This is a genomic window from Nonomuraea sp. NPDC049655 (assembly GCF_044465465.1).
In the GTDB taxonomy this organism is placed as follows: domain Bacteria; phylum Actinomycetota; class Actinomycetes; order Streptosporangiales; family Streptosporangiaceae; genus Nonomuraea.
Genome location: NZ_JBITLS010000008.1, coordinates 315,782 through 339,450 on the forward strand (window position 1 = coordinate 315,782; position 23,669 = coordinate 339,450).

At 72.2% G+C, this 23,669-nt stretch carries 18 protein-coding genes and 1 tRNA gene; 12 read left to right on the forward strand and 7 right to left on the reverse strand.

The window, feature by feature from the left end; translation table 11 throughout:
- The first annotated feature begins 3 nt into the window (after nt 1-3).
- Nucleotides 4-1,818, forward strand: coding sequence for a glycoside hydrolase family 15 protein (locus tag ACIBQ6_RS26685; RefSeq protein ID WP_397215134.1), 1,815 nt, complete (start codon nt 4-6; stop codon nt 1,816-1,818).
- A 28-nt stretch (nt 1,819-1,846) separates the two neighbouring features.
- On the opposite strand, the gene ACIBQ6_RS26690 is transcribed toward ACIBQ6_RS26685, so the two are convergent.
- On the reverse strand, nt 1,847-2,425 hold the full coding sequence (locus ACIBQ6_RS26690) for a YbhB/YbcL family Raf kinase inhibitor-like protein (protein WP_397215137.1): 579 nt from the start codon (nt 2,423-2,425) through the stop codon (nt 1,847-1,849).
- Between the two features lie 131 nt (nt 2,426-2,556).
- Here ACIBQ6_RS26690 and ACIBQ6_RS26695 point away from each other — a divergent pair, with 131 nt between their 5' ends.
- From ACIBQ6_RS26695 to helR, 3 genes are all read left to right on the forward strand, one after another.
- The gene (locus tag ACIBQ6_RS26695) at nt 2,557-2,829 is read left to right on the forward strand and encodes a GlsB/YeaQ/YmgE family stress response membrane protein (protein WP_358283144.1); all 273 of its coding nucleotides are present in this window, start codon (nt 2,557-2,559) and stop codon (nt 2,827-2,829) included.
- Nucleotides 2,830-3,002: 173 nt separating this feature from the next.
- The gene (locus ACIBQ6_RS26700) at nt 3,003-4,001 is read left to right on the forward strand and encodes a sporulation protein (protein WP_397215139.1); all 999 of its coding nucleotides are present in this window, start codon (nt 3,003-3,005) and stop codon (nt 3,999-4,001) included.
- Nucleotides 4,002-4,252: 251 nt separating this feature from the next.
- Nucleotides 4,253-6,430 carry an RNA polymerase recycling motor ATPase HelR gene (gene helR, locus ACIBQ6_RS26705; RefSeq protein WP_397215141.1) on the forward strand — a complete coding sequence of 726 codons (2,178 nt, stop codon included), beginning with the start codon at nt 4,253-4,255 and terminating at the stop codon, nt 6,428-6,430.
- 37 nt (nt 6,431-6,467) lie between these two features.
- Here helR and ACIBQ6_RS26710 read toward each other — a convergent pair whose 3' ends face one another.
- Nucleotides 6,468-7,664, reverse strand: a complete 1,197-nt coding sequence (locus tag ACIBQ6_RS26710; RefSeq protein ID WP_397215143.1) for an NAD(P)/FAD-dependent oxidoreductase — start codon at nt 7,662-7,664, stop codon at nt 6,468-6,470.
- Nucleotides 7,665-7,758: 94 nt separating this feature from the next.
- Nucleotides 7,759-8,703: an RNA polymerase sigma factor SigJ gene (gene sigJ, locus ACIBQ6_RS26715; RefSeq protein ID WP_397215145.1), complete on the reverse strand. Its 945-nt coding sequence runs from the start codon at nt 8,701-8,703 to the stop codon at nt 7,759-7,761.
- A gap of 76 nt (nt 8,704-8,779) precedes the next feature.
- On the opposite strand from sigJ, the gene ACIBQ6_RS26720 reads away from it, so the two are divergent.
- From ACIBQ6_RS26720 to ACIBQ6_RS26730, 3 genes are all read left to right on the forward strand, one after another.
- Nucleotides 8,780-9,640, forward strand: coding sequence for an alpha/beta fold hydrolase (locus ACIBQ6_RS26720; protein WP_397215147.1), 861 nt, complete (start codon nt 8,780-8,782; stop codon nt 9,638-9,640).
- A gap of 143 nt (nt 9,641-9,783) precedes the next feature.
- Entirely contained in the window at nt 9,784-10,344 is a 561-nt protein-coding gene (locus ACIBQ6_RS26725) for a hypothetical protein (RefSeq protein ID WP_397215149.1), read from the forward strand.
- The gene (locus ACIBQ6_RS26730) at nt 10,344-13,184 is read left to right on the forward strand and encodes a M48 family metalloprotease (protein ID WP_397215151.1); all 2,841 of its coding nucleotides are present in this window, start codon (nt 10,344-10,346) and stop codon (nt 13,182-13,184) included. Before ACIBQ6_RS26725 ends, ACIBQ6_RS26730 begins: the two co-directional genes overlap by 1 nt.
- A 60-nt stretch (nt 13,185-13,244) precedes the next feature.
- On the opposite strand, the gene ACIBQ6_RS26735 is transcribed toward ACIBQ6_RS26730, so the two are convergent.
- Entirely contained in the window at nt 13,245-16,367 is a 3,123-nt protein-coding gene (locus tag ACIBQ6_RS26735) for a BTAD domain-containing putative transcriptional regulator (RefSeq protein WP_397215153.1), read from the reverse strand.
- Between the two features lie 144 nt (nt 16,368-16,511).
- Nucleotides 16,512-18,527 (reverse strand): CehA/McbA family metallohydrolase, encoded by a 2,016-nt coding sequence (locus ACIBQ6_RS26740; protein ID WP_397215155.1) that lies wholly within the window; start codon nt 18,525-18,527, stop codon nt 16,512-16,514.
- Nucleotides 18,528-19,363: 836 nt separating this feature from the next.
- Here ACIBQ6_RS26740 and ACIBQ6_RS26745 point away from each other — a divergent pair.
- Nucleotides 19,364-19,735: a hypothetical protein gene (locus ACIBQ6_RS26745; RefSeq protein WP_397215157.1), complete on the forward strand. Its 372-nt coding sequence runs from the start codon at nt 19,364-19,366 to the stop codon at nt 19,733-19,735.
- Between the two features lie 669 nt (nt 19,736-20,404).
- On the opposite strand, the gene ACIBQ6_RS26750 is transcribed toward ACIBQ6_RS26745, so the two are convergent.
- Nucleotides 20,405-20,476: transfer RNA gene (locus ACIBQ6_RS26750), tRNA-Arg, on the reverse strand.
- Between the two features lie 114 nt (nt 20,477-20,590).
- Between ACIBQ6_RS26750 and ACIBQ6_RS26755 the strand changes: the two genes are divergently transcribed.
- From ACIBQ6_RS26755 to ACIBQ6_RS26770, 4 genes are all read left to right on the forward strand, one after another.
- The gene (locus ACIBQ6_RS26755) at nt 20,591-20,977 is read left to right on the forward strand and encodes a response regulator (RefSeq protein WP_352349704.1); all 387 of its coding nucleotides are present in this window, start codon (nt 20,591-20,593) and stop codon (nt 20,975-20,977) included.
- A gap of 121 nt (nt 20,978-21,098) precedes the next feature.
- The gene (locus ACIBQ6_RS26760) at nt 21,099-21,761 is read left to right on the forward strand and encodes an AIM24 family protein (RefSeq protein WP_397215159.1); all 663 of its coding nucleotides are present in this window, start codon (nt 21,099-21,101) and stop codon (nt 21,759-21,761) included.
- Between the two features lie 76 nt (nt 21,762-21,837).
- Entirely contained in the window at nt 21,838-22,137 is a 300-nt protein-coding gene (locus ACIBQ6_RS26765) for a winged helix-turn-helix domain-containing protein (protein ID WP_352349708.1), read from the forward strand.
- A complete protein-coding gene (locus tag ACIBQ6_RS26770; RefSeq protein ID WP_397215161.1) occupies nt 22,127-22,756 on the forward strand; it encodes a YbaK/EbsC family protein in 630 nt (209 codons plus the stop codon). Before ACIBQ6_RS26765 ends, ACIBQ6_RS26770 begins: the two co-directional genes overlap by 11 nt.
- Before the next feature lie 75 nt (nt 22,757-22,831).
- On the opposite strand, the gene ACIBQ6_RS26775 is transcribed toward ACIBQ6_RS26770, so the two are convergent.
- Nucleotides 22,832-23,668, reverse strand: coding sequence for a universal stress protein (locus ACIBQ6_RS26775; protein ID WP_358283173.1), 837 nt, complete (start codon nt 23,666-23,668; stop codon nt 22,832-22,834).
- Between the last annotated feature and the right edge of the window lies 1 nt (nt 23,669).

The following is a 23,669-nucleotide window of genomic DNA, read 5'->3' on the forward strand; positions in this document are numbered from 1 at the left end:
GCGATGGGTGGAGCAGACGGTGACCGCTACCTGCCGATCGCCGAGCACGGCCTCATCGGCGATCTGCGCAGCGTGGCCCTGGTCGGCACCAACGGCACCATCGACTGGTACTGCTGCCCGGCCTTCGACTCGCCCAGCGTGTTCGCCTCGATCCTCGACGCCGACCGGGGCGGGGCGTTCGAGCTGGGCACCGACGTGCCGGCGCGGACCAAGCAGTTCTACTTCCCCGACACCAACGTGCTCATAACCCGCTTCTTCACCGAGAGCGGGGTGGGCGAGATCCAGGACTTCATGCCGATCATCGGCGAGCCGGGCGGCCGTGGCCGGCAGCGGCTGATCCGCCGGGTGCTCTGCGTGCGCGGCTCGCTGCCGTTCCACGCGCGGGTGGCCCCCCGCTTCGGCTACGGGGCCGACCCGCACGTCGTGCGCGAGGTCGACGGCCTGACCGTCTTCGAGTCCGCCCAGCTGACGCTCGGGCTGAGCGCCACCGTCCCGGTCGAGTGCGACGGACGCGACGTGCGGGCGTGCTTCACCCTCGTGGAGGGCGAGTCGGAGGTGTTCGCGCTCGACCGGATCGAGGCCGAGATCCCGCCCCTCGGCTGCCCGCACGTCGAGGCGGAGGAGGCGTTGACCGCCACGGTCGCCTTCTGGCGCACATGGCTGTCGGCCTCCCGCTACCGGGGCAGGTGGCGGGAGATGGTCCACCGCTCGGCCCTGACGCTCAAGCTGCTGACGTACGCGCCGACCGGCGCGATCGTCGCCGCCCCGACCACCAGCCTGCCCGAGCTGATCGGCGGCGAGCGCAACTGGGACTACCGCTACCTCTGGGTCCGCGACGCCGCCTTCTGCGTCTACGCCCTGCTCCGGCTCGGCTTCACCGGCGAGGCCGAGGCGTTCATGTCGTTCCTGACCCGGCACGTCAGCCTGCGCCCCGCCGGCCCCAACGGCCCCCTCCAGATCATGTACGGCATCGACGGCCGCACCGACCTGCCCGAACGGCAGCTCGACCACCTGGAGGGCTACCGCGGCTCGGCCCCGGTGCGCGTCGGCAACGCCGCCGCCGGCCAGCTCCAGCTCGACATCTACGGTGCCCTGCTCGACTCCGTCTACCTCTACGACAAATGGGGCAAGCCCATCTCCAGCGACCACTGGGACGCCGTCTGCGCCCTGGTCGACTGGGTCTGCGACAACTGGGACCAGCCCGACGAGGGCGTCTGGGAGACCAGGGGCGGACGCAAGAAGTTCCTGTACTCCCGGCTGATGTGCTGGGTCGCCATCGAACGCGCCATGCGCATGGCCGCCCGCCGCGGCCTGCCCGCCGACATCCCCCACTGGCGCGGGGCGCGCGACGACGTCTACCGGCAGATCATGGCCCACGGCTGGTCCGACGTGCGGCAGGCGTTCGTCCAGCACGAGGACGGCGACGTGCTCGACGCGGCGCTGCTGATGATGCCGCTGGCCAAGTTCGTCTCGCCCACCGACCCGAAGTGGCTGTCCACCCTCGACGCGCTCACCGCCGACCTGGTGTCCGACTCGCTGGTCTACCGCTACGACCCGGACGCCAGCCCCGACGGCCTGCGCGGCCAGGAGGGCACGTTCTCCATCTGCTCCTTCTGGTACGTCGAGGCGCTGGTCCGCGCCGGCCGGGTGGAGGAGGCCCGCCTGGCCTTCGAGAAGATGCTGACCTACGCCAACCACCTCGGCCTGTACGCCGAGGAGATCGGCCGGACGGGCGAGCAGCAGGGCAACTTCCCGCAGGCGTTCACCCACCTGGCCCTGATCAGCGCCGCCTTCAACCTCGACCGCGCCCTCGGCTGACCGCGGGATTCCCGGCGCTCCTGGGCGTTCAGGACTCGCCGGACAGCACGGCCGTCCCCAGGGACGCGCCGGAGATCACCCTCGCCGCGGTCGTCGTGGACGAACCGGAGCCCAGTTCGGTCAGGGCGGCCCGGTCGAGGGCGTGCACGGTGAACTGGTAGGTGTTGACCGACCAGGGGGAGCACGGCCCCTGGTAGCCGTACAGGCTGGCGCTGCCGCGGTAGTAGATCTGCCGGGCCCCGGCCGGTGCCGTCGGACGGTAGGCGTGCTCGACGTTCTGCGGCAGCGAGGTCACGTCCGCCGGGATGTCGTAGATCACCCAGTGGATGAGGTTGTTGTTGTCCAGGTCCCGCATCACCAGGGCGTAGCCGCGGGTGCCGGCCGGGCCGCCGCTCCAGGTCAGGGGCGGTGACCCGTTGCGCCGGCCGGGGTCGGTCTGGCCGCCGCTGGTGCACTCGTGCACCTTCGGGATGATCCCGCCCTGGGTGAAGGCGGTGCTGGTGAGGGTGAAGGCGGTGGCGTTCGCCGGCGCCGCGGCGGTCACGGCGGCGGTCGTCGCCTCCGCCACCACCGCGAACGGCACACCCTCATGGAACCTGTCCGCCATGAACCGATATCAGGCTGAGTGGTCCGGTTTCTTTGTGATGCTGCTGGGAAGCAATGGCGCTGTCAGGCCGGGGGCACTCCTTCCCCACAAGGGGTGGCGACACCCGGCGCGGCAGAACGGGAGTGTGAAGCGTGGAAGTCACCGGCATCATCTCCGCCCTCATCATCGGGCTCGTCATCGGCGTCATCGGCCGGCTGGTCGTGCCGGGCCGTCAGAGCATCCCCATCTGGCTCACCATCGTGATCGGCATCGTCGCGGCCCTCATCGGCACCGCGATCGCCGCCGCGGTCGGCGTCGCGGACACCCGTGGCATCGACTGGATAGAACTGGTCATCCAGGTGGTGCTCGCCGGTCTGGGGGTGGCCCTGGCGGCGGGCCTCTACGGCAGACGCAGCGTCCGGTAGAGCGGAACGCGCCGGGATCCCGGAGTGCGGCGAACGCGCCGCACTCCGGGATCCCGCCGTTCCCGCTCCCTTTTGTACGGCAGACGTTTTCGGCATGGCCGGAACCGGGGCCGGAGGGAGATCGTTGTGCGGGTCGGCTGCACACATTCGATCTTCGACAGGGAGAACAAGCCGTGGTCTTCAAACGCATGCTGGGTGCCTTCGGCGTCGGCGCGCCCTCGGTGGACACCGTTCTGGCGACGCCGCGCGTCCAGCCGGGCGGCACGCTGTCCGGCGAGGTGCGGCTCAAGGGCGGCGACTTCGACGCCGAGATCGAGCACGTCACCCTCGGCCTGGTCGCCCGCGTGGAGTTCGAGCACGGCGACGGCGAGCACGTGGGGGCCGGGGAGTTCTTCCGCGTCCAGGTGTCGGGGCCGTTCGTGCTGCGCCAGGGCGAGGAGCGCACGATCCCGTTCCAGATCGGCGTGCCGTGGGAGGCGCCCGTCAGCCAGATCGGCGGGCAGCCGCTGCACGGCATGGCGCTGGGCGTGCGCACCGAGCTCGCCATCGCCAAGGCGGTGGACAAGGGCGACCTCGACGAGGTCGCGGTCGAGCCGCTGCCCTCGCAGCTGCGCATCCTGGAGGCGCTGCTGCAGCTCGGTTTCGCGTTCAAGTCCGCCGACCTGGAGGCCGGCCGCCTGTACGGCGTGCGCCAGGAGCTGCCGTTCTACCAGGAGATCGAGTTCTACCCGGCCGGCCGGTACGCCGGCGTGCTCGGCGAGCTCGAAGTGACCTTCGTGGCCGACCCGGCGGGGCTGGAGGTGGTCCTGGAGGCCGACAAGCGCGCCGGCCGCTACTCCGGCGACGCGATCGGCCGCTTCACCGTCAGCCACGCCGACGCCCTGCAGACCGACTGGGCCGCCGAGCTCGACCGCTGGCTGTCCGGCCTGGCCGCGCACGCCCACGGCGGCTTCGGGCACGGCGACCACCACGGCCACGGCGACCACCACGGCCACGGCGACCACCACGGTCACCACGGCTACGGCCACCACGAGCAGCACCACGGCGGGCCGGGCTGGGGCGCGGTGGCCGCGGCCGGCGCCGCCGGCGTGGTCGGCGGCCTGGTGGCCGGGGAGATCGTCGAGGAGATCTTCGAGGGCGACGACGACGAGGGCGGCGACGGCGACTGGTGACCCTCGACCGGTGATCCGCCCGTCACGGGCGGGTCACCCCGGTTCCGCCGCACGTCGACGTGAGGTCTGTGTCGCGGGGCGAGGTCTGTGTCGCGGAGCAAAGTGGCAGAAAAAGGAGCTTCTACTCCTTTCCACTCTTAACGTATAGCGCACCGGGGGGCTTGCGGCAAGACCCCCGTCGTGGCGCAGAATCGTCCGCCGAGGCCAAAGCCTTGCCACGCGAAGACCGACCTCGTTGCGGAGCCACATACATGAATCCCCTGACCACCGGCGTGTTCGACCTGCCCGGCAACCTCGCCGCCAAGGCCGACCCGGCGCTGATCGCCGTCGACGAGCGACACTTCGCGGCCCTCGCCGAGAGCCTGGAGCAGTCGATCGCCGACTTGTCCGCCCGCCTCGACGCCGAACGCATGGCCCCCGGCGGCAAGGGCCGGCAGGCGCTCGACCGGGACCTGGAGATCCACCGCCTGTCCGCCCGGCTGCGGACGCTGCGCCGCTTCGGCCTCGACCTGTGCCTCGGCCACATGGTCACCGCCGACCACCCCGAACCGGTGTACATCGGACGGCTCGGCCTCACCGACAGCGACGGCCGCCGCCTGCTGCTCGACTGGCGTTCGCCCGCGGCCGAGCCGTTCTTCGGCGCCACCCACGCCAACCCCATGGGCCTGGCCAGCCGCCGCCGGTACCGCTGGACCCGCGGCCGGATCAGCGACTACTGGGACGAGGTGTTCACCGCCGACGGCTTCGAGGGGCACGCCGCGCTCGACGACCAGTCCGCCTTCATCGCCAGCCTCGGCGGCAACCGTTCGTCCAGGATGCGTGACGTGCTCGGCACCATCCAGGCCGACCAGGACGCCATCATCCGGGCCGGCTCCCGCGGCGCCCTCGTCGTGGACGGCGGCCCCGGCACCGGCAAGACCGTCGTCGCCCTCCACCGCTCGGCCTACCTGCTCTACTCCGACCCCCGGCTCGGCCACAACAAGGGCGGCGTGCTGTTCGTCGGCCCGCACCAGCCCTACCTGGCCTACGTCGCCGACGTGCTGCCCAGCCTGGGGGAGGACGGCGTGCGCACCTGCACCCTGCGCGACCTCGTGCCCGAGGGGGCGGCGGCGGCACCCGAGCGGGACCCGGAGGTGGCGCGGCTGAAGGCGTCCGCGGACATGGTGAAGGCGATCGAGCCGGCCGTCAGGTTCTACGAGAACCCGCCCGCCAAGGGCATGACGGTCACCACGCACTGGTCGGACGTCTGGCTGAGCGCCGAGGACTGGGCCGAGGCGTTCCAGGCCGCCGACCCCGGCACCCCGCACAACGAGGCCCGCGACCAGATCTGGGAGGAACTGCTCACGATCCTCGTCGACAAGCACGACCCGCATGACCAGCACGGCGATCACGAGGTGTCGCCGGAGCTGCTGCGCAGGTCGCTGCGCGCGAACCGGGAGCTGCTGGCCGCCTTCAACCGCGCCTGGCCGCTGATCGAGCCCACCGACCTCGTCGGCGACCTGTGGACGGTCCCCGCCTACCTGCGGTTGTGCGCCCCCTGGCTCGCCCCGGACGAGATCCGGCGGCTCCAGCGCGCGGACGCCCAGTCCTGGACGGTCTCCGACCTGCCGCTCCTGGACGCTGCCCGCCAGCGCCTCGGCGACCCGGAGGCGTCCCGCCGGCAGCGCAGGCAGGAGGCCGCCCTGGCCGTCCAGCGCGAGCGCATGGCCCAGGTCGTGGACAACCTGATCGAGGCCGACGACGACGGCGAGGGCCTGGTGACCCAGCTTCGCCGGGCGGACCTCCAGCGCAACCTGGTGGACGAGTCGGAGCTGCCCACCGTGGAGCCGGACCTGCTCGCCGGGCCGTTCGCGCACGTCGTCGTGGACGAGGCCCAGGAGCTGACCGACGCCGAATGGCAGATGTTGCTGCTGCGCTGCCCGTCCAGGAGCTTCACCATCGTCGGGGACCGCGCCCAGGCCAGGCACGGGTTCACCGAGTCGTGGGCGGAACGGCTGGGCCGGGTCGGCATCGACCGCGTCGAGCTGGCCGGCCTGAGCGTCAACTACCGGACCCCGGCGGAGATCATGGCCGAGGCCGAGCCGGTCATCAGGGCCGCCCTGCCGGACGCCAACGTGCCGGTCTCCATCCGGGAGAGCGGCATCCCGGTCCAGCGCGGGCCGGTCGCCGAGCTGGACGCGATCCTCGACGCCTGGCTCGCCGCGAACCCCGAGGGGATCGCCTGCGTGATCGGGGACCCGGCCTTCCCGGAGCGGCCCCGGGTCCGGTCGCTGACGCCGGAGCTGTCGAAGGGGCTGGAGTTCGACCTGGTGATCCTCGTCGATCCGGACCGGTTCGGCGAGGGCGGCGACGGCGTCGAGGGCGCGGTCGACCGTTACGTGGCGATGACCCGGGCGACCCGGCAGCTCGTCGTCCTCACGACCCCCTGACGGGGGACCGCCGCCGGGTGCGCCGCGCCGTCCGTCGTCACGCACGCGCCCTGGCGGCGGCGGGGCCGGCCGGGGCGTTCGGACGGGTGACGCGGCGGCGCCGGGCCGGCTTGCCCATCATCGGGTTGGCGACGCCCCAGGCGGCGCTCTTGCAGATCAGCTCCTTGTAGACGGCGGCGACCCGCCCGGTCAGCACCCTGGGCAGGGCGCGGTCGTCGGCGGTGACGAACTGGATCAGGCCGTTGCCCCGGCCCAGCGAGACGCACTGGTTGAAGTAGCGCGGCGAGGTGTTCGGCAGTTTTCCGCCGGTCAGCCGGGCGGCGATCGAGTCGGCGGCCTGACAGGCGGTCGGGATGCCCGACGCGCACGACATGCGCAGCGGCTTGCCGCCGGGGCCCATCGCCATGGCGGCGTCGCCGACGGCGTACACGTTCGGGTGCGAGACCGAGCGCATGGTCCCGTCGACCACGATCTGGCCGGTGCCGCTGACCTCCAGCGTGGTCGCCCGCGCGATCGGGTGCACGGCGAAGCCGGCCGTCCAGACGGTCACCTCGGCCGGGATGGGCTCGCCGTCGGTGATGATGCGGTCGGCCTCGACGCCGGTGACGGCCGTGTGCTCGTGCACGGTCACCCCGAGCCCGGCGAGCACCTTGCGCACGTGCGCGCGGCCCTTCGGCGAGAGCCAGTCGCCGAGACCGCCGCGGGCGGCGAGGGCGACGTCGAGGTCGGGACGGGCCTCGGCGATCTCGGCCGCGGCCTCCAGCCCGGTGAGCCCGCCGCCGACGACGACCACACGCTGACCGGCGTCGAGCCGGGCCAGCCGCTCGCGCAGCCGCAGCGCCCCCGGCCGGCCGGCGACGTCGTAGGCGTGCTCGGCGGTCCCGGGCACGCCCTCGGCGTTCCAGCCGCTGCCGAGCGCGTAGACCAGCGTGTCGTAGGCCAGCTCCTCGGCGCCGCCCGCGCCGGTGACGGTGACGGTCCCGCGGTCGGCGTCGAGGCCGGTGACCGTCCCGAGCCGCAGCTCGACGCCGGTGCCGGCGAACATCTCGCGGAACGGCCGGGGCCTGAGGTCCTGCCCGGTCGCCACCTGGTGCAGGCGGACGCGCTCCACGAAGTCGGGCTCGGCGTTGACGAGGGTGATGGCGACGTCCTCACGGCTCAGCCGCCTGGCCAGGCGGCCGGCGACGACGGCTCCGGTGTAGCCGGCTCCGAGGACGATGATGCGGTGCTGCATTTCCTCGCTCCTGTCTGACGCGGGTTCGCCACCTGAACCGGACGGCCCGCGCTTTCCTGACAGGATCACGGTGTGAAGCGCGTCACACCGTGTCTCAGAAGGCTCTGAACACCGGCTCTCCGTGGTCGCTGGCCGCCCAGCGCGCGGTCGCGCGGTCCAGCTTGTCGGGGTTGACCTGGTTGCGGAACGCGGCGATGCCCTCGGCGGTGACTTCCAGGCACATGACGCCGACGACCCGGCCGTCCAGGACCGCCACGACGGCCGGCTCCCCGTTGGCCGTCCAGGGGTAGATCTCGGGCGAGCCGCCGATGATGGCCCGCTTGGCCTTGCCGGGCTTGACCAGGCCCCACAGGAACTTCGCGACCGCGACGGCGCCCTCGAACGCCTTGGCGCGGGCCGGGACCTTCCCGCCGCCGTCGCCGACCGCGATGGCGTCCTGGGTGAGCAGGCGGACGAGCGGCTCGGTCTGCCCGCTGGTGGCGGCGGCCAGGAACTCCTCGACGATCCGCCGGGCGGCGGCCTCGTCGACCTCGGTACGGGCCCGGCCGTCGGCGACGTGCCTCTTGGCGCGATGGAAGATCTGCTGGCTGGCCGACTCGGTGATGTCGAGGATCTCGGCGATCTCCCGGTGGGAGTGGTCGAAGGCGGCCCGCAGCACGTAGACCGCCCGCTCGTTCGGGGACAGGCGCTCCATCAGCGTGAGGACGGCGTACGAGACCGATTCGCGCTGCTCGGCGGTCTCGGCCGGGCCGAGCATCGGGTCGCCGGCGAGCAGCGGCTCGGGCAGCCACTCCCCGACGTACGTCTCGCGACGGGCCCGCGCGGAGCCGAGCTGGTTGAGGCACAGGTTGGTGAGCACCTTCGTCAGCCACGCCTCGGGCACCTCGACGCGGCCCGCGTCGGCGGACTGCCAGCGCAGGAACGTCTCCTGCACGGCGTCCTCTGCCTCCGCGGCGGAGCCGAGCAGGCGGTAGGCGATGGCCTCCAGGCGGGGTCTGGCGGCCACGAACCGGTCGACGTCGTCCACGGTCAAAGGCATGGCCTGATCCTAGAACGTCCCCTTATATGGTGGAACGCCGGTGTTGATCCGAGACGGTCCCGGGTAGAGGCGGCCGATGTTCGACGACTTCGCGACCGACGTGATCGACGTCGGCGAGACCGACCTGTTCGTCCGGTACGGCGGCTCCGGCACGCCCCTCCTGCTGCTCCACGGCCACCCCCGCACCCACGCGACCTGGCACCGCGTCGCACCCCTCCTGGCCCCCCACCACACGGTGGTCTGCCCCGATCTGCGCGGGTACGGCCGCTCGGGCAAGCCGCCCACCACCCCCGACCACGCCCCCTACTCCAAGAGGGTCATGGCCCGCGACATGGTCGCCCTCATGCGCTCGCTGGGCCACGAACGGTTCGCCGTCGCCGGCCACGACCGCGGCGCCTACGTCGCCCACCGCCTGGCCGCCGACCACCCGGCCGCCGTCACCCGCCTGGCCGTGATGGACGGCATCCCCATCGGCGAGGCGCTGGCCAGGGCCGACGCCCGCTTCGCGGCGTCCTGGTGGCACTGGTTCTTCCTCGGCCAGACCGCCAAACCCGCCGAACGCGTCATCAACGCCGACCCTGACGCCTGGTACAAGGGCAGCCCCGAGCAGATGGGCCAGGAGGCGTACGAGGACTACCGCCGGGCCATCCACGACCCGGACACCGTCCACGCGATGTGCGAGGACTACCGCGCCGGCCTGACCGTGGACCGCGCGGCCGACGACGCCGACCGCGCCGCCTCCCGCCGCCTCACCTGCCCCACCCTGTTCCTCTGGACGTCCAAGGACGACATGGAGGACCTGTACGGCGACCCGCTGGCGATCTGGCGCACCTGGGCCGACGACGTGACCGGCCACCCGATCGACAGCGGCCACCACGTGGCCGAGGAGGCCCCGGACGAGCTCGCCGCCTCCCTGCTGGCCTTCCTGCGCGAATGACGCCCTGACGGGGGCGGCCGTCCCGGACACGTGATTCATGCCGTTTTCCGCGTTCACCTCCATCGCCGGGCCCCTTCCGTGAGGATGGAGCTCCTGCACAGCGTGGCGGGTGCGTCACAGAACGCGATGCGGAAAGGGGCGTCATGAGTTCCGGAGCAGCTTCGCCCAGCGGCGGCGGTCCTGCGAGCAGGGCGGCGACGACCAGGGTCCGCGACGTCGTGCGCGATGTGGTGGCGGCGACCGCGCCGGAGGAGCTCCTGCTCGTGGACGGGCTGGCCGGGCTCGACGACGACGTCGTGATCCGGCGGCTGGGCCGGCGGGGCGCCAGGCGTGAGCCGTTGGGGTTCGGTCTGGGGGAGATCGCGGCCCTGGTGACGCCGGTGGTGTGGCTCATGGTCGACGAGGCCGCACGGCGGGTGGGGACCGCCGCCGTGGACGGCGCGGCGGCGCGCACGAAGGCCGTGCTGCGCAAGGTCTTCCGGAGGCGGGCGGCGGCCGTCTTCGTCCCTGACCTGACCCGTGACGAGCTCGCCGAGATCCACCGCAGGGTGCGGGAGACCGCTGTGGAGCACGGGCTCGGCGACAGCCGCGCCAGGCTCATCGCCGACGCCGTGGTGGGCCGGCTCGCACTGGCCGCACCGGAACTCGACGCGCGGGAACCGGACGGCCCGGCCGACGGCGCCCCCCTGACGAAGAACCAGTGATGCCGGCCACGGCCTCCGCCCCGCGGATCGACGAGCGCGCGATGGGCGCGGGCACGACCGTGCGCTTCGTGCTGCTGCTCACTCTGCTGCTGGTGAGCAGCGGTTCGATGATGCAGGTCGTGGCCCGCGGATACCACGGCGGCTATGGATACGGCTGCCTGCTCGCCGCCGGCGGCGATCCCACCCAGGGCACCGACCGGGGCATCTCCGCGCGGATCATCGCCAACCATGACGCCTACTGGGCCTGCGTCGATCGCTACGAGCCCGCGGCGCCCTGGTGGCTGCCGCTCCTGGGGCTCGTCCTGGTGGCGGCGGCGGCCGTGGCGCTGTTCCTGGCCCTGCCGCACTGGAAGGTCCGGCGGGGCCGCCTCGTACCGCTGGACGTGATCGACCACGACGGCGAGATCGGCCGCAGGATGGCGGAGCTCGCCGCCGTGGCCGGCCTGGCCCGCGTGCCCAGGATCGTCGTGGACCTGACGGCGGTCACGACCGACGCCGTGGTGTTCGGCAGCGACCGCCGCCCGATCGTGTGCCTGCACGGCGGGCTGGTCGCCCGCAGGACCGCCGATCCCGGCGGCTTTCGCGCGCGGGCGATGCACGAGTTCGCCCACATCCGCAACCGCGACCTCACCATCACCTACGCCACCGTCGTCGTGTGGCGGGTGTTCGTCGTCCTCGTGCTCCTCCCGTACGTCGTCTGGTACCTCACCGCGATCCCCACCTCCGCGCGGTCGCCGTTCTGGCCCGGCGAGACGGCGTTCACCACGCGGGGCCTGCTGCTTCCGGTCTGCATGATCCTCCTGGTCTATCTCGCCCGCTCGGACGTCCTGCGCAGCCGGGAGATCCACGCCGACCTCGCCGCGACGCGCTGGGGCGCCGACCTGCGCTCTCTGGCGTTCACGGTGCCCGCCCCGGTCACGGGCCGGCTGCGGCGGGCTCTCGGCTCCTTCGTCGAGCTGTGGCGCATGCACCCGCGCTGGACGCTGCGCCGGGACGCCGTCACCGACCCGGCGGCGCTGTTCGGCGTGCAGGCGCTGCCCATGTTCCTGACCGGGGCCGCCGCTCCGCTCATCGACGTCCAGGTGGCGGACTACCTGCCTCCCGTCGCGAGCGGCACCTGGCTGGGCCGGCTGCCGGCCCTGCTGGTGGCGGGTCTGGTCACCGGCGTGGCCGGGATCGCGCTGTGGCGTGCCGTGGTCCATGCGGTGCTGACCGGGCGTCGGGCGCCGTCCGGTGTGCGCGCGGGGCTGTGGCTGGGAGCCGGCGCAGTGGCCGGCGAACTGGTGCTGAACCGGGTGACGGTCCTGCGGTGGTTCCCGGACCACCCGGTGGTGCTGGCGCTGGTGCTGTTCGCCGGGGTGGCCTTCGCCTGGTGGACCGCGCAGTGCGCCGAACTGTGGGTCAGGGCCTGGCCGGGGCGTACGATCCGGCCGGCCATGCTGCTGGGGCTCGCGGCCGCGTGGCTGGTGCTGTTCTCGTGGTTCGTGTGGTGGCAGAGCGAAGGCGCGCTGCTGGCGAGCACCGGAACGGTCGACCCCGCCGGGATGCAGTTGATCCTGCGGGAGCTGTACGGCGCCTCACCGGAGGAGCATCCGGCCGTGCAGTCCGCGATCGGCGCGGTGTGGCCGTTCCTCACCAGCCTCGACACGCCGCTCGTCCTCTCTGCGGTCATGGCCCTGTGGGTGGTGCCACTGCTCACCTGGACGTTCCGCCCGACCACCGCTCCGCCCTCGTGGACGCTCGGCTCGTCGACCGAGCCCGGCCGGCGGGAGGCCAAGGGGGTGCCGCTGCAGCGGCGGGTGCTGCCGGCCGTGCTGCTGGGGATACCGGCGAGCTGGGCCGCCGTCGCCGTCGTGATGGGCTACATGCACACCTGGCAGCCCCCACCCGCGGATCGAGGAGGCCTCTACGCCCTGGTCTACCAGGCGTGGACGCTCGTGGCCCTGGTGGCGGCGGCCGCGACGGCAGCCACCGTCGCGAGCGTGCCGGCGAGCCGTCACCGGCTGCTCGTCGCGCTGATCACCGCCGAGGTCGTGGCGCTGGGCGGCCTGGCCGGCCGCTTCGTGTTCGCCGCCGCGGACGGCTGCTTCCAGCCGCTCAACACCTTGGCGGTTCGCTGCCACTGGCTGCCGGATCCGGCTTGGACGCTCGTGCAGAGCATCATGGGCTACGTTCTCGTGCTCGCCGCGGTCGCCGCGGTCGCCGCCGTCCTGGCGGCCGGCATCGTGTCGGCGGCCCGGAGGCTGCGGCCCACGACCCGAAGCGCGACCCGCGACCTCCCTCCCGGCCCGCGGCCGACCGGCCGGCTCGCCGCGCGGCGAGCCGCCACGGCCGTGCTCTGCGCGGCGGCGGTGGCGGCGCCCCTCGTGGCGGCCGCACAGCAGGAATCGCCCGGACCCGCCACCCTCTCCCAGGTCCAGCGGGTGGTGGGCCTCGACGATGCGGTGGTGTCCGCCGAGATCAGGCAGCTGCAGGTGAAGGCCTGGTGGGCACACGGCGGGTGGGATCTGCGCGAACGCTACAGGACCGATGTCGTACGTCTCTCCAAGAGCCTGAACGACGCCGCGCAGGCCGGGCGCGGCTCCGTCGAGCCGGCGATCTTCGGCCCCCTGTGCACCCACATGGGGGAGATCGCCCGGGACGCGGGCCGCTACTTCGACGCCCCCGACCAGGAGACCCGGGCCTTCTGGCGGACGTTCGTCACCCAGGCCGGCAACGGCGGCCGAAACTGCCGGAAAAGCCTGGCGGACGAGAACGGCGACCTCTTCATCACGTCCATGAACGAGCTCATCGAGGCCGGGAAGGCGCTCGAAGCGGTCACCGCCAGGATGCCGAGGTGACCTCCGCGGGGCGGGCGGCGCCGAGCCTTGCCTGGTCAACTCCGTCAGGGACGCGGAAGGTCACCCCCGGGGAACGGACCCGGCCGGATCGGCGCAGTGGGGCATGAGCAGGTCGATCGCCTCCTGCCGCGGCAGGTCCGCGCCACGCCGGTACGCCTCCCGGTAACCCGCGTCGCCGAGCCGCCCGGCCAGGACGGGCACCAGCCGCCGCAGATCGGGGTCGCCCTCGTCGAAGACGCCCCGGATCACGTGGCTCATGCCGAGCGCCGTCGCGGCTCCCGCCGGGTCGCCCTCCAGCCCGAGCAGCCTGGCCAGCAGCTCAGCGGCGCGGGCCAGGGCGTTGGCGTTGGTGTGCCCGAGCACGCCGCGCATCGCGCGGGGCAGCAGCTCGCGCGCCCGTTCCGCCGCCCCCTCGGTCACCAGGACGGCCATCCGGGAGGACACGATCACGTCGCCGTTCAGCTCGGGCGGGCCGGGCAGCCGGTGGACGACCGTCTCCAGCTCGTCCACGACCTCATGGGCCCGGCCCAGGTCGCCGGCGTGGCGGTGCACCTCGGCGAGCGGGAACAGCATGCTGGCCGCCAGCCGCCGGTGGCCGTGTTCGCGGCCCACGCGTCGCGCGGCGTGGATGTCGTGCAGCGCGCCGTCCAGGTCGCCGCCGCGCATGCGGTTCTGAGCGAGATGCGACTTGGTGATGAACAGGTGTTCCTCGGTGCCCAGCTCGGCGGCGATCGCGACGGCGCGCTCGCAGGCCGCGACCGCGTGTTCGTGCTCGCCGCGCAGGCCGTGGACGCGGCTCCGCCGTACCAGGCTCATCACCAGGCCCCAGCGGTCACCGACCTGCTCGAACAGGCGTAGCGCCTCGTCCCTGTGGCGGGCGCCGGTCTCCTGGTCGCCCTGTTCCGTGAGCAGGAAGTCGTAGGCCCAGCGGGCGCTGGCGCGCACCCACGGGTCGGGGGAGTCCAGGGCCTCCAGGTCTCCGGCGTCCTGGGTGGTGAGCCTGGACAGGCGGAGCAACGGCAGCGCGTTGTGGAACTTCGTCACCCCCGGACGGCTGAGGTTCTCCCGGACCTCCGGCCCGCCCCGCCGGCCCGCCGTCGCCCGTACCACCTCGAAGGCGGCACGGACGTCGTCGGGCAACTCGTCGCCGAACGCCAGCACCTCGCTCAGGAACGCGTCGGACTCGGCGGACATCCCGCGCATGCCCCAGTACCAGATCATGGACCTGACGAACCGGGCGGCCGTGGCCGCGTCGCCCGCCCCGATGGCGGCCCGCAGCGCGGCGACCAGGTTGTCGTGCTCGGCGTCGAAGACCTCGACGGCGCGCAGCTGGTCCCGGGTGCGCAGCAGCGGCTCGTTCTCCTCGGCCAGCGCCAGGAAGTACCCGCGGAAACGGTCGCCGACCGGCGGCTCGGCGAGCTGGGCCGCCGCGTAGGCGCGGACGGTCTCCAGCATCCGGTACCTGTCGCCGACCTGCTGGATCATGGACTTCTCGACCAGCGCGCCCGCGACGTACACCATGTCCTCGGCGGGCAGGGACGCGTCGGAGCAGATCGCCTCCAGCGCGGCCAGGTCGGCTCCGCCGGGGAAGGCGGCCAGGCGCGCGGCCAGCACCCGCTCGGGCTCCTCCAGCAGGTCCCAGCTCCACTCCACCAGCGCGAGCAGCGTGCGCTGGCGCGGCAGCGCGGTCCTGCTGCCCGAGGTGAGCAGGCGGAACCGATCGTCCAGGCGCTGGGCGATCTGTGTCACGGTCATCGCTCGCAGCTTGGCCGCGGCCAGTTCGAGGGCCAGCGGCATGCCGTCCAACCGGCGGCAGATCTCCACCGTGGGCTCCAGGGTGGCCCGGTCGAGCGCGAACCCCTGGCGCACCCTGCCCGCCCGCTCGACGAACAGCCGCACGGCGTCCGACTCGGCGGCCTCGGCCAGGTCCGCGTCCGGCACGGGCAGGCCGAGCGGGCCGAGGTGGCACAGGGCCTCGCCGTCGATCGCCAGAGCCTCCCTGCCGGTGGCCAGGACGCGCAGCTGCGGAAGCCGGCCGAGCAGCTGCTCGGCGAGCTCGGCGGCCGCCTCCACCAGGTGCTCGCAGTTGTCCAGCACCAGCACGGCGGGGCCGACGTCGAGCTGGGCGGCCAACCGGGCGGGCGCGGGAGCCTGCGGCTTGAACCCGCCCTCGAACAGGCCGCCGCAGGCGCTGAGCACCGCGTCGGCGATCTGGTCCGGACGGGTGACCCCGGCGAGCGAGACGAACCACGCCCGGTCCCCGACCTGCTCGGCGGCCTCCAGCGCCAGCCTGGTCTTGCCCGCGCCGCCCGGCCCGACGATCGTCACCAGCCGCGCTTCGGCAAGCAGCAGGGCCAGCTCGCCGAGCTCACGCCCCCGGCCGACGAAGGTGGTCAGCCTGGCCGGGAGCCGGTTGGACGCGGCCTGCGGCCGTACGGCGGGCCGGCTCAGCTCCCCGCGCAGGAGGGCGAGGTGGACCGCGCGGAGCTCGGGCGAGGGGTCGATGCCCAGCTCGTCGCCGAGCCTGCCGCGGACCTCGTCGTACACGGCCAGCGCCTCCGACTGGCGTCCGGCGGCCGACAGGGCCCGGATCCGCAGTTCGGCCAGGCGCTCGCTCAGCGGGCGCGCGACGGCCGCGACCCGCAGGTCGGCCAGCACCTCGGAGTGGCGGCCGAGCCGCACCTCCGCGTCGAAGAAGTCCTCGGCGACGGTGGCGCGCAACTCCTCCAGCCGCGCCGCCACGTTACGGGCGAACGCCGCCTCCAGCACGTCCGCCAGCGCGTCGCCGCGCCACTGCTCCAGGGCGGCGCGGAGCAGGGAGGAGGCCTCCCGCGGCCGGCCGGCCGCGAGCTCCCGCCTGGCCTGCCCGGCGAGCTGCTCGAACCGGTGGGTGTCCACGTCCTCGGGACGCAGCGGCAGCCGGTAACCGCCGGCCACCAGCTCCACGGACTCCGGTCCGCCCAGCGTCCTGCGCAACCGGGAGACCAGCCCGTGCAGCGCGTTGACGGCCCCGGCCGGGGGCTCCTCGCCCCAGACGCAGTCGATCAGCGCGTCCGCCGACACCGGCCGGCCGGCCTCCAACGCGAGCCGCGCGAGCAGCACCCGCAGACGTACGCCGGGAATGTCGATGGGGGAGGCGTCGTCGGACGCGGCCGCGACCGGGCCGAGGAGGGAGATCTGCACCCAGCCACCTTCCCACCCACCCCTCCACCCACCACCACCGCACCCCCGCCACCCCATCGCCCCCGCCGCTCCGCACACCGCCGCTGGACCCAGCCACCCCGCCACCCCGTCGCCCCCGCTGCGCGACCGGCCCTGGGGCCGGGGTCAGGGGAGGCGGTTGCGGTAGATCTGCCTGGCTTGCTCGTACAGGGCCAGGTGGTCGTCCACCTGGGCGGGGGTGTCGAAGCGGCCGGACTCGCGCAGGATGGATTCCAGCCGGTCCAGCCAGGCCAGGCACCACCGCACGTCCGCCTCCCTGGCCACGTGGACGCCCGCGACGTCGAGGTACACAGGGCTGGTGTGGGCGTAGGCGCCGCGCCGGTGCTGGGAGCGCTGGTGCGGCCCGCCGGTCGCCACAGCCACCACGTACGTCGGTTCGTCCGCCGTCATCGTGGCCACCAGCCGCCCGGGAGGCCCCTGCGCGAGCACGCCCGCAGCGGTACGGATCTCCAGTTCCTCGACCTCCGGCCCGATCGTGGAGACCACGATCTCCACCTCCTGGCCCGGCAGCAGCTCCAGCGTGTCGCCGGGGCCGTGCCCGTTCACCGTGAGCTCCAGCCACGGCCCGGTGGTGGCGAACGTACGACCGTGCAGGATCGCCTCGGCGTAGGACTCGGCGGTGAGGGGGCCGGCGACGTTGGCGTACACACGCTCCCAGCCGGGCGGGGCGGAGGCGGTGCCGCGGCGGCAGAACGACAGCACGGCGTCGGTGCCCGCCGTCACCGCCAGCCTGTTGCCCGCGCCGATGAGACGGCGGTACACGGCCGCCGTGGCCAGGACGGAGGAGTGGTTGAGCACATCGAGCGAGTCGATCAAGCCCAGTGCGGCGTCGGCCACGATCTCCCTGGCCGCGCAGGACCGTCCGCGATCGAGTACGACGTCCGGCGGGTCGTCGTCGCCGAACGCGGTGTGGAACGGGTGACCGTAGGAGACGATCCCGCCGAGCGCCCTCAGCTCCTCGCACGCCGCCGCGTTGGGCGGCCAGTCCGCCGTGCCGCCGAAGCCCGTGTGGTAGCGGCTCGGCAGCCCGCGCAGCCCGAACGCCGTGCAGTGGCCGAGCACGTCGTTGCGGTACTCGACGCCGATCCTGGCCAGATGCCGGTCGTCGGACCACGGCAGGTCCTTGCCCACCCACTGCTCCAGCGCCTCCGCGTCGTAGACGCGCTCGCTCGCCACGTTGCCCGCCACCAGGTTGAGCACGTGGAGGTCCTCGCCGTGCTGCGCGGCGGCGGCCAGCTCGGGCGCGGCGGGCTCCTCGCCCATCCAGTTGAGGTGGACGTGCAGGTCGCCGCCGTACCAGCCGCGGGCGGCCGCGTCGTACAGCCGTTCGGGCGTCAGCTCCACCAGCGTCTCCGCGCCGGCCTGCGGAGTGACGGTCACGTCGGCGGTGCCGTACTCCATCCCCCTGGCCACGGTCACGGTGACGGGCTCGGCGGGGACGCGGACCACGAGGTCGTCGCCGTGGAAGAACGGCCGGCAGTGCGCGTCCAGCTTGGGCGGCGCGCCTTCGGGGTACCAGCCCTGGCCGTTCGCGCTCGTCACGCTCCACCGGCACGGGAACCCCGCGCGCAACCGCACGCCGGCCGCCGCCACCCGCCTGCTCAGCGGCGTCAGGTCGACCGGCTGCCCGTCGACGACGACGGACTCGGCGACCTCGACCACCTTGGCCCCGCACGCCTCCACCGTGTAAGGGGTGCCGTCCACGAGCACGGTGACCGGTTCGTCCCGGCTGGAGTCGAGCAGCAACGCCGTACGAAACGGCTCGCCCTCCAGCACGATTCGCGTGACGGCCGCCACCGCGTGACCGCCGGGCGTCAGGCGCAGCACGGGCAGGTTGTCCACGACGTCGCCGGCGAGCGCGTCACGTACCACCCGGTCGGGATCCACCTCGCCGAGGTGATCCTCCAGCTCGGCGGCGGGCAGGTCGGGATGGCGCTCGGCCAGTTGGCGCAGTCCGGTGGTGTAGAAGTTGTAACGGCGGTCGAGGAAGACGGTCGCCCATGCCTGGACGACGTAGGACAGAGACGGTTCGCCCCAACCGGGGCCGTGCGCGTCACGGAGCGCGCGGTACTCGGCCAGAGCGGCGGAGACGGGGCCAGGAAGCAACGCATCGTCACACATCGGACACTCCTCGCAGGGGACCCATGGTCATACTGACACGGCCCTCCCGCTGTGTCCCGCTTTGCGGCAAAGGGAGAAAGTCATCCCCAAACCGCCCGCCGCGCCGAATCCAGCATGTCCCCGCGTCTGGTCCCTGATCCACATGCTTGCCGTCGGTGACATCGGGTGGCGGGCGGCCAAGGCCGCACCCAGCTCACCTTCGACGCCTTCGACCAGCTCGCCGCCGACGCCGACAGCCTGTACGCCTACGCGTCGCCAACGCCAAGCCAAATGCTCCCGCGACGCGTTCGGCGCCTTGCTCGGCCTGCAAGAAGACGCCAACCCCGCCGTAGGCGCACTGAACGCGCTGCATGGTGACCCGGTCGGTAGCTACACCGGCACCGCGCCGGCCAACTCGACGAGCTACGGCCCGTTCGGCGAGGTATCGGCACAAACGGTGAGCCCAGCTACCCTCTGCCATCAGGGCGAGTAAGCCGATCCGGACGCCGGCAAGGTCGACATGCACGCCCGCTGATACCAGCCCGGCACTGGCACCCTCACCACCCGCCCCGCCGCCCGAACTGCCCTCGATTTTTGCAAGGGTTTCACGCCAAGTCCCGGACTGGCAATCGGTTACGCCGATCCATGAGGTTGATGAGTTCAGCATGTCTGACACGATGGACGGACCTGGCGAGATATAGGAATCTCTCCGCTCCGCAGATTCCAAAGCAGTATGGGCCCGCGTATCTGCTTGTCCGGCATTCTCTACGCCGAAGTCGGCGGAGACCCGCCGCGTTCTGTGCTTATATGTGGGCTGTGGCGTGCATGGCGCTCGGATCGAAATGCGAGGAGGAGACTTGGAGTCGTTCGGTGGCCTGTCCGACCTGGTCGTTCGGCGGACGCAAGAGGAGCAGCGCCGCTTGGCGGCGGCACACGAGAAATCCCGGGTAGCGCGTATCGCCATGGGTGTGCTGACGGGGTCGATTGGGTTGCTTGCATCTCTGGCCAGCCTGGTGCCTACCAACCATAATTGGGATCCGGCCATGCCGGACTACAGCGATCCCGACCTGGTGATGATAGCGACGACCGCATCTGGCTTCGCCGTCCTCCTGTTCGTGATGACCCTGCTATTTCTCTGGCGGAGCAAAACAGCGGTTGCCTTCTCACTCCTCTTTCTCGTCGGCGATATTTATCGATTCGTTACCGTGGTCCCTCATTACACAGGTTGATTCTCGTCACGGACGAGGGCGCCGAACTGGTCAGCCATCCCAAGACGGAGCGGGAACAGCCCGGTGGGAAACAGGTCTCCTGTAAAGAATCCCATTGCAGGCGCAGTGGGTCGGGCGATGGCTGGTGCCCGTGGTCTTTCCCTACTGGTCTGTGTCCCGGTCGCCTTCGAGGGCTGGACGTCGTCTGCGAGCGACCGGGCGGCCCGGCTAAGCGCCATCGAGATCGACCAGTGAGATGGCCCTGCCCTGATTGCCGGTCACTGCCGGGGGCGTCCCTGATACGGCGTACTGGACACTTGCCCTCCATTGCGCCAGGCGACAACACCAGTGTGGGCGTGATCCCCTCGCTCGTCATACCGCACGGCACGGCCAGGAGCGAAGTCGATACTCACGTTCGTTGACGTGACGGCGCCCGAGACGGTTAGGTCGTTGCCACCCAGACGCCGCACTCTGTATGCCTGACGCTGATGTCTTCGTGGACGCTGCTGTCGCGTCGTTGGTCAGTCAGGCGGCGTTGCGAATGGTGGGTGGAGCAGGCCGCACACACGGATCATCGTCCACAACCAGCGAGCGTCAACGAGAACGGGCAGGACTCCGTGAGACTGGAGGCCCGCCCGTTCTTGCGATGTTCGCCCTGGTCAGCGGCCTGAATCGCTGATCAAGATTGTGTGCCCCCTGTAGGATTCGAACCTACGCACCCGGCTCCGGAGGCCGGTGCTCTATCCCCTGAGCTAAGGGGGCGACGAGTGATAAGGCTATCAGCATCCGGGGACCACTCGGCACCAGATAACGCTCCTTGAACGCATCCCGCGAAAACCCCACGTGACCGGCCCGCTACGGGCTAGCTTTGCGCCCGTGAGCGACGTTCTTGGCAAAGTACTGGTCGTGGATGACGACGAGGTCATCCGGCAGCTCATCGCGGTCAACCTGAACCTTGAGGGGTTCGAGGTGTCGACCGCCACCGATGGGCAGGACTGTCTGGATCGCGTGATGGACGTCATGCCGGATGTGATCACGCTGGACGTGATGATGCCCTGCCTCGACGGGTGGGCGACGGCGGAGAAGTTGCGTACGGAGGAGGCGACCAGTCACATCAAGGTCGTCCTGATCACCGCGCGGGCGCAGGACGACGACCGGAGGCGGGGGCTGGGGATCGGGGTCGACGCGTACCTGACCAAGCCGTTCGATCCGGCCGAGCTCATTCAGGTGGTGCGGGAACTCGCGTCCGGGGCGCCGAGTTGATGGGGTTGTAGAACGGCGCCGGATGGTGTGCCGGAGGTGGTGGGAGCGGCGGAGATGACGCCGCTCGGGCCGGCTCCGGATGCACGTCGGCGGCGACGACCATCGACGTGAGAGGCGCGACGTGCGTAGTTCGATCTTCGGCAACCTGGCCGGCCAGCCGCTTCCCGGTGGGTTCGCGCTGGAGAACAGCAAGATGCTGCGGGTCCAGTTGCCGCACGAGGTGCTTGCCAAGCAGGGGTCCATGGTCGCCTTCCAGGGGCAGATGGACTTCGACTACGAGGGGGGCGGGCTCGGCAGGCTGCTGAAGAAGGCCGTGACGGGGGAGGGGGCCTCCCTGATGCGGGTACGCGGCCAGGGGCAGCTCTATCTGGCCGACAACGCCGACGACATCCACCTCTTCTACCTGGAGAACGAGGGGCTGACGGTCAACGGGCGGAACCTGCTGGCGTTCGGGCCGGAGCTCAGGTGGGACATCCAGCGGGTGCAGGGGGCCGGGGTCGCGGCCGGTGGGCTGTTCAACACCACGGTGACGGGCACGGGGTGGGTGGCGGTGACCACGCACGGCACGCCGGTGTTGCTGGACGTGGCGCGGATGCCGACGTTCGTGGACGGGCAGGCGGCGGTGTGCTGGAGCACGGGGCTGCAGGTCGGGGTCAACCGCACGATGAAGGTCGGGGCGTTGATCGGGCGCGGCAGCGGCGAGGCCATGCAGCTGGCGTTCCGGGGGCAGGGGTTCGTCCTGGTGCAGGCCAGCGAAGGCGCGCCGGTGATACAGGCGTCCTGAGGTCGTACGGACGGGGGCCATGCGGTCCAGGAGGCCGGGCGTGGACAGGTAATTAGCTTATTGCCATACTGGCTCGGTGGATGTGGATCTGGTCAAGGCGCTGGCCAGTGACAAACGGCTGCTCATCCTTGAGTGGCTGCGCGACCCCGAGCGGCACTTCGGCCCGCAGCGCGACGGCGATCTCGTACGCGACGGCGTCTGTTCGTTGTTCATCGCCGAGAAGCTGGGCGTGAGCCGGCCCACGTGCGGCGAGCATCTCAAGGTGCTGGCCCAGGCGGGGCTGATCCGGGGCACGAAGATCAAGCAGTGGGTGTTCTACCAGCGCGACGAGGGCCGGATCGCCAAGGCCAAGGAGATGTTGAGCAGTGACTGGTGACGCCTACGAAGGTCCCGACGGCTCCGAAGGCGCCGATGCCGGAGAAGGCCCCGGAGCCCACGGAGGTCCCGATGCCGGGGAAGGTCCCGAGGCCGGGGAAGGTCCCGAGGCCCACCGGCGGCCGGACGCCTATGAGCGGCTGATCGCCGATCTCGATGCCGGCGGGGCGCGGTACCGGGTGATCGACCATCCGGCGGAGGGCCGTACCGAGCAGGTTAGCGCCCTGCGCGGGCACGGCGTCGAGCAGGCGGCCAAGTGCCTGATCGTGATGGTCAAGATCGGCAAGAAGCGCACCCGGCACGTGCTGGCCGTCGTGCCGGGCGACGCGCGGCTGGATCTGCAGGCGGTCAAGGGACTGCTGGAGGGCACGTACGTCGCCTTCGCCGACAAGGACCGCGCGGAGGAGCTGGCGGGCAGCGTCAGCGGGACGGTGTTGCCGTTCAGCCATGACCCCCGCCTTGAGCTGGTCGTCGATCCTTCGCTGCTGGAACTGCCGGAGATCTACTTCAACGCCGCGCGCCTCGACCGCTCCCTGGCGCTCGCCACCGACGACTACGTACGTCTGGCCGCGCCGCGCGTGGCCGCCATCGTGGCGGCGGCGGTGCCGGCCGCCGGTTAGCCACCGGGGGCGTCCGGGGCAGGGCGGCCGGAGGCGGGAGCGGACGGCGAAGGCGGTGACCTGCGGGGACGTCCCCTAGGCGGAGGTGGCTTTCACGATCGCGAGCGGGCCGGGCGCGTGGTGCAGCATGGCCTGGCTGACCGAGCCGATGAGCATGCCCTTCAGCGTGCCGTGCCCCCGGCTGCCGACGACCAGCAGGTCGGCCCCGGCCGCCACCTCGCGCAGCACCTCGACGGGATGGCCGTGCACGACGTCCTCGATCACCTCCACGCCGGGATGGCATTGGCGGGGTATGGCGAGGAAGGTCCGCAGGGCCTCGCGGGTCTCGCGTTCGGCCTCCGGATCGGCGGGCCCGAAGCCCGAGGGGCGCGGCCAGGCGAACGCCTCCACCGCGCGCAGCCTGGCGCCGCGCAGCTCGGCCTCGGCGAAGGCGAACTTCAGCGCGCGGAGGCTGCCCTCGGAACGGTCGACGCCGACCACCAGCTCACCGCGCGGAACGGCGGGCGGATCGCGGACCAGGACGACGTCCGTCTGGGCGTGCGCGGCCACCCCGTGGGCGACCGAGCCGAGCAGCAGCCCGCGTACGCCGCCCAGGCCACGACTGCCGACGACGAGCAGGTCGGCCTGCTCGGCGGTCTTGATCAGCGCGGCGCGGGGATCGCCGGGCACGAGTTCCGTGGTCACCTCGGCGCCCAGTTCGCGGGCCTGCCGTTCGGCGGCCGCGAGCACCTCCTTGGCGCCGTCGCGCATCCACTTGCCCACCTCCGCGTACCGGCCGGAGATCGGGCGGCAGACCCAGTCGGGCACCACGTGGGCCACGGTCAGCGACACCCCGCGCAGCACTGCCTCCTTGGCGGCCCAGTCGACGGACAGCAGTCCGGTCGGCGAGCCGTCGACACCTGCGACGATCATG

Coding starts and splice junctions, on each gene's coding strand:
- ACIBQ6_RS26710 (WP_397215143.1), bottom strand. CDS start 7,664: ATGCAGCACCGCATCATCGTCCTCGGAGCCGGCTACACCGGAGCCGTC.
- ACIBQ6_RS26720 (WP_397215147.1), top strand. CDS start 8,780: ATGTTCGACGACTTCGCGACCGACGTGATCGACGTCGGCGAGACCGAC.
- ACIBQ6_RS26740 (WP_397215155.1), bottom strand. CDS start 18,527: ATGTGTGACGATGCGTTGCTTCCTGGCCCCGTCTCCGCCGCTCTGGCC.
- ACIBQ6_RS26775 (WP_358283173.1), bottom strand. CDS start 23,668: ATGATCGTCGCAGGTGTCGACGGCTCGCCGACCGGACTGCTGTCCGTC.
- ACIBQ6_RS26730 (WP_397215151.1), top strand. CDS start 10,344: ATGCCGGCCACGGCCTCCGCCCCGCGGATCGACGAGCGCGCGATGGGC.
- sigJ (WP_397215145.1), bottom strand. CDS start 8,703: ATGCCTTTGACCGTGGACGACGTCGACCGGTTCGTGGCCGCCAGACCC.
- ACIBQ6_RS26685 (WP_397215134.1), top strand. CDS start 4: ATGGGTGGAGCAGACGGTGACCGCTACCTGCCGATCGCCGAGCACGGC.
- helR (WP_397215141.1), top strand. CDS start 4,253: ATGAATCCCCTGACCACCGGCGTGTTCGACCTGCCCGGCAACCTCGCC.
- ACIBQ6_RS26690 (WP_397215137.1), bottom strand. CDS start 2,425: ATGGCGGACAGGTTCCATGAGGGTGTGCCGTTCGCGGTGGTGGCGGAG.
- ACIBQ6_RS26725 (WP_397215149.1), top strand. CDS start 9,784: ATGAGTTCCGGAGCAGCTTCGCCCAGCGGCGGCGGTCCTGCGAGCAGG.